Source organism: Ruegeria sp. (assembly GCF_028066395.1).
In the GTDB taxonomy this organism is placed as follows: domain Bacteria; phylum Pseudomonadota; class Alphaproteobacteria; order Rhodobacterales; family Rhodobacteraceae; genus Ruegeria.
Genome location: NZ_JALCBM010000122.1, coordinates 1 through 4942 on the forward strand (window position 1 = coordinate 1; position 4942 = coordinate 4942).

A 4942-nucleotide genomic window follows, 5' to 3' on the forward strand; every position below is an offset into this window, starting at 1 on the left:
GGCAAAGGGTGGCAACGCTGTGCCAAGGCGCCCGAAGTAAGCCGGCGTCCCCTTGTGGACCTCTTCGTTGATTGTGGTTCAACCCGCTGAGACGCATTTCGGCAAGGTCTGATTGATCTTGCCGAGCACATGTTAAGTGGGGTCTATCCGCAGCCTTGTCCGCAAAAGCACGCGGCGGACCATGGAGGCTCAACAGACTTGACCCTCAACAAGCCTTCCTAGGGAACAGTTGCGCGCACCGACAACTGGATCAAAAATCCAGATTCTCCACGCTCAGCGCATTCTGCTGGATGAATTCCCGGCGGGGTTCGACCACGTCGCCCATCAGTTTGGTGAACAGATCATCCGCTTCGACCATGTCGTCCACGCGCACTTGCAGCAGCGTCCGAGCATCGGGGTCCAGGGTGGTTTCCCATAGCTGATCGGGGTTCATTTCGCCCAGACCTTTGTAGCGTTGCAGGGACAGGCCCTTTTCGCCCTCTTCCAGAATGGCGCGTAGCAGGTCCAGCGGGCCGTGGATGGCCTGAGAGCGGTCGCGGCGGATCAGGGTGGCGGGGGTGTTGTAGATCTCTTGCAGGCTTTGGGTGAAGCTGCCGGTCTTGCGGGCCTCGCCCGAGCGTAGCATGGGGCCGTCCAGTGTGCGGACCTCTTCAACGCCGCGCAGGATGCGGGCAAGACGGATGCCGTGATCCTGAGTGATCCGGCCTTGCCAGCCGCGTTCGTATTCCAGCGCGATCAGGTCGAGGCGCGCGGCAACCTTGTCGGCAACGCCTTGCAGGTCGGCGTCGACCGCGCCCGGGACAAAGGCCCCGGCGACGGCGGCCTGTTCCAGAATGTGGCGCGGGTAATGGGTCGGGAAGGCGTCCAGCACGCGTTTCAGTTGACGCGCTTCATCGACCACGCGGGTCAGATCCTGACCGATGATCTCTTCGCCCGAGCCGAGTTTCAGCACTGCCCCTTCGACGCCCTGATTGATCAGATAGTCGTCCAGAGCAGCCTGATCTTTCAGGTAAACCTCTGATTTACCCCGCGAAACCTTATATAGCGGCGGCTGCGCGATATAGAGGTAACCGCCCTCAATCAGTTCCGGCATCTGCCGGTAGAAGAAGGTCAGCAACAGTGTACGGATATGCGCACCGTCCACGTCGGCATCGGTCATAATGACGATCTTGTGGTAGCGCAGCTTTTCGATGTTGAACTCATCGCGGCCAATGCCGGTGCCCAGCGCCATGACGAGGTTGCCGATCTCCTGCGACGACAGCATCCGGTCAAATCGCGCCCGTTCGACGTTCAGGATCTTCCCACGCAGAGGCAGGACGGCCTGAGTCAGGCGATCCCGACCCGTCTGGGCAGAACCTCCGGCCGAGTCCCCCTCGACCAGGAAGACTTCGGTCTTGGACGGGTCCTTTTCGGAGCAATCCTTCAGCTTACCGGCCAGATAGTTCACATCCATCGCCGTTTTGCGACGGGTCAGTTCGCGGGCTTTGCGGGCGGCCTCACGGGCCAGCGCGGCCTCGATGATCTTGCCGACGATGGTTTTGGCCTCGTTCGGGTTTTCCTCGAACCACTCGGCCAATTTTTCGTTCATCAGACCTTCGACCGCCGGGCGCACTTCGGAGCTGACCAGCTTATCCTTGGTCTGGGACGAGAATTTCGGGTCCGGCACTTTGACCGACAACACGCAGGTCAAACCTTCGCGCGCGTCATCGCCGGTAAAGCTGACCTTTTCCTTTTTCGCGATCCCGCTGGATTGCGCATAGTTGTTGATCGTCCGGGTCAGCGCGCCCCGGAATCCGGCCACGTGGGTGCCGCCATCGCGCTGCGGAATGTTGTTGGTGAAGGGCAGCACTGTCTCGTGATAGCTGTCATTCCACCACATCGCGATTTCCACACCGATATCGTCGCGCTCGCCCTTGATATAGATCGGCTCGGGCATTGCCGCTGTCTTGGAGCGGTCGAGGTACTTGACGAATTCCTTGACGCCGCCCTCATAGAACAGCTCAGTTTCCAGCCGTTCCGCCGGGCGTTCGTCGATCAGGATGATGCGTACGCCCGAGTTCAGGAAGGCCAGCTCGCGCAGGCGCTTTTCCAGCGTCTCAAAGGAATATTCGAGGTTCGAGAACGTGTCGGTCGAGGCCAGAAACCGCACCTCGGTCCCGGTACGATCCCCGCATTCGGCGACAACTTTCAGATGCTCGGTGGTCTCGCCACCCTCAAAGCGCGCAACGTGTTCCTTACCGTTGCGCCAGACGCGCAGTTCCAGCCAGTTCGACAGCGCGTTCACCACGGAAACGCCCACGCCGTGCAGGCCGCCAGATACCTTGTACGAGTTGCTGTCGAACTTCCCGCCCGCATGTAGCTGAGTCATGATGACCTCGGCGGCCGAGACGCCCTCTTCCGGGTGAATATCCACCGGAATTCCGCGCCCGTTATCGCTGACCGATACGCTGGAATCCGCGTGAATTTTCACAGTCACATGGTCGGCGTGACCGGCCAGAGCCTCATCAATGCCGTTGTCGACAACCTCATACACCATATGGTGCAGGCCCGAGCCATCATCCGTGTCCCCGATATACATGCCGGGGCGCTTGCGGACAGCCTCCAACCCTTTGAGAACCTTGATGGAATCAGCGCCGTATTCCTGGGGTGCCTGTGCGTCTTCGGACATTCGGGAAGTACCTATATTATTTTGGTAACTTATACGTTCTCTGGTGGGGAATGTCACGCGATCCCCCAAGATTTTGTGGGTAGCGGGGGTGTTTTCGCCCGACCCGGCACAAGGTCAAAGACGGTCGATATCCGCTGCGATATCCGCCGCCACCGCGCGGGCATCCACATTGCTGCGTTCAGCAGACAGACGCAGGCCCAGAAGGTCGGATTGATAGCGTGTCGCCAGCCGCTCGGGGTCGTGATCCGGGCTAATCTCTCCGGCCTCTTGCGCACGGCGGAACAGGTCTGCGAAACAGGCCTTCATCTCGGCCATATGCACGCCCGCCTGCCCGGCCAGTTCGTGATCCTTGGCCTGCAATTCGGCATAGGTCTTGGCCAGCATACAGGCCTTGGCAGGCGCGCCCGTGGCCTCGATCACCAGACGCGGCTGCTCCTGTAACGCGCCCTTGGCCCCCAACCTCTCCGCCAGCGCCGTCAGACGCGCCACGCCTTCCTGCGCATAGCGCTGCAAGGCCAGCGCATATAGCGCGTCTTTCGACCCGAACGCCGCATAGAAACTGCCCGGGTTCAGCTTCAGCTCCCGCTCCAGATCCTTCAGCGAGGTTCCGGCCCAGCCCTGCCGCCAGAACACATCCCGCGCCCGGTCGATCAGCGCGTCTCGGTCGTAGCTCGGTTTTCGGGGCATCCAGGTCACCATTTCTTGAACATTCGCTCAAATATATACTTGAGCGATCACTCAAGAAAGCATATTTCCGACATATCGCATCAAAAAAACAGGAGTTCCGACATGGCTGATTTCCCATCCCACGACCTGACCACCGCCCCCGAAGGATCGAAACCGCTGCTGGAAAAGTCACAAGCCGCCTTTGGCCGCCTGCCCGGCCTGCACAAGGTCATGGCGGAAAGCCCGCAGCACCTTGAGGGCTATCAGGTTCTGCACGGCCTCTTCATGCAGACCGATTTCGACAATGACGAGAAAACCGTGGTCTGGCAGACCATCAATGTGGAAAACGAATGCCACTATTGCGTGCCCGCCCATACCGGTATCGCCAAGATGATGAAGGTCTCGGACGAGATCACCGAGGCGCTGCGCAACGAAACCCCGCTGCCGTCGCCCAAGCTTGAGGCACTGCGCAGCTTCACCCTGCAGATGATGGAAACCCGCGGCAACGTGACCGAGGCGCAGATGCAGGCGTTCTTTGACGCGGGTTATGCCCACCGCGCGGTTCTGGACGTGGTTCTGGGTCTGGCACAGAAAACCATGTCGAACTACGTCAACCACATGGCGCAAACCCCGGTGGATGAGGTCATGCGCGGCTTCCTGTGGGAACGGAAGGTCAGCGAACCGGCCTAAGCCACGACGGACCCTTCGTCGCCCTCGCTGACCACCAGCGTCTGGGCCCGATCCCCCAGTTCCGCAAACAGCTCAGGCCCGGTGCCCGTCATCCAGGCCTGAGCACCCAGCGCGCAAATCTCGTCATAGAGCGCCGCGCGCCGCGCCGCATCCAGATGCGCGGCCACCTCATCCAGCAGCACTATCGGCGGAGCCCCCACCATCCCGGCCAGCGCGCGGGCATTGGACAGGATCAGCGAGACCAGCAAGGCCTTCTGCTCTCCGGTCGAACAATCCTTGGCCGGAACGCCCTTGGCCGCAAACACACCATACAGATCCGAGCGATGCGGCCCCACCAGCGTCCGCCCCGCCGCGAGATCGCGGAACCGGCTCTCAGCCAACGCCTCGCGCAAATCCTCTGCCGTCTCAGGCATAGCGCCTTCAGTCTGGACCAGTTCCAACTCGGCGGAGGGGAAAGCCGTCTCGGCCCGCTCCTGCGCCGCCCGCAAATGATCCAAAGCCGCCAACCGCGCAGCGTGTATCCGATGCCCCGTCTCGGCCATCTGCCCTTCCAACGCGGCGTACCAATGGGCGTCCCGGACCTGCTCTTTCAGCAGCCGGTTGCGTTCCCGCATGGCCTTTTCATAGGTCAATGAGGCCTCGGCATGGGCCGGATCGAAACTCAACGCCATACGGTCCAGAAACCGCCGTCGCCCCTCAGCGCCTTCGATCCACAACCGATCCATCGAAGGGATCAGCCAGACCACCCGCGCCAGTTTACCCAGATCAATCTGGCTTGCCGATTTATCGTCAATCCGAACTTGCCGCGCCGCGCCGCCCTCGGACCAGGTCTCGATCTCGAACCGCTGGCCCTGTGCTTGCAGCAACCCGGACAGCTTCCAGCCCAGCGCCTCGGGCCGCCGGGTCATCTCAGCCGCA

General features: G+C 61.3%; 4 protein-coding genes. 1 reads left to right on the forward strand and 3 read right to left on the reverse strand.

Annotated features, from left to right (window positions below):
- Positions 1 to 250 precede the first annotated feature (250 nt).
- Positions 251 to 2668 (reverse strand): DNA topoisomerase (ATP-hydrolyzing) subunit B, encoded by a 2418-nt coding sequence (gene gyrB / locus MPJ51_RS21425; protein ID WP_298391045.1) that lies wholly within the window; start codon positions 2666 to 2668, stop codon positions 251 to 253.
- A gap of 114 nt (positions 2669 to 2782) precedes the next feature.
- Complete coding sequence (locus MPJ51_RS21430; RefSeq protein WP_298391046.1) at positions 2783 to 3355, reverse strand: TetR/AcrR family transcriptional regulator; 573 nt, start codon at positions 3353 to 3355, stop codon at positions 2783 to 2785.
- 102 nt (positions 3356 to 3457) lie between these two features.
- Between MPJ51_RS21430 and MPJ51_RS21435 the strand changes: the two genes are divergently transcribed.
- Entirely contained in the window at positions 3458 to 4024 is a 567-nt protein-coding gene (locus tag MPJ51_RS21435) for a carboxymuconolactone decarboxylase family protein (RefSeq protein WP_298391048.1), read from the forward strand.
- Here the strand turns inward: MPJ51_RS21435 and recF are convergent.
- The coding region (gene recF / locus MPJ51_RS21440; protein ID WP_298391050.1) for a DNA replication/repair protein RecF at positions 4021 to 4942 on the reverse strand (922 nt) is incomplete at its 5' end. The genes MPJ51_RS21435 and recF overlap by 4 nt on opposite strands.

What these genes read in the sequence shown, in the direction of transcription:
- gyrB (WP_298391045.1), bottom strand. Translation starts at nt 2,668, where the DNA reads ATGTCCGAAGACGCACAGGCACCCCAGGAATACGGCGCTGATTCCATC.
- MPJ51_RS21430 (WP_298391046.1), bottom strand. Translation starts at nt 3,355, where the DNA reads ATGCCCCGAAAACCGAGCTACGACCGAGACGCGCTGATCGACCGGGCG.
- MPJ51_RS21435 (WP_298391048.1), top strand. Translation starts at nt 3,458, where the DNA reads ATGGCTGATTTCCCATCCCACGACCTGACCACCGCCCCCGAAGGATCG.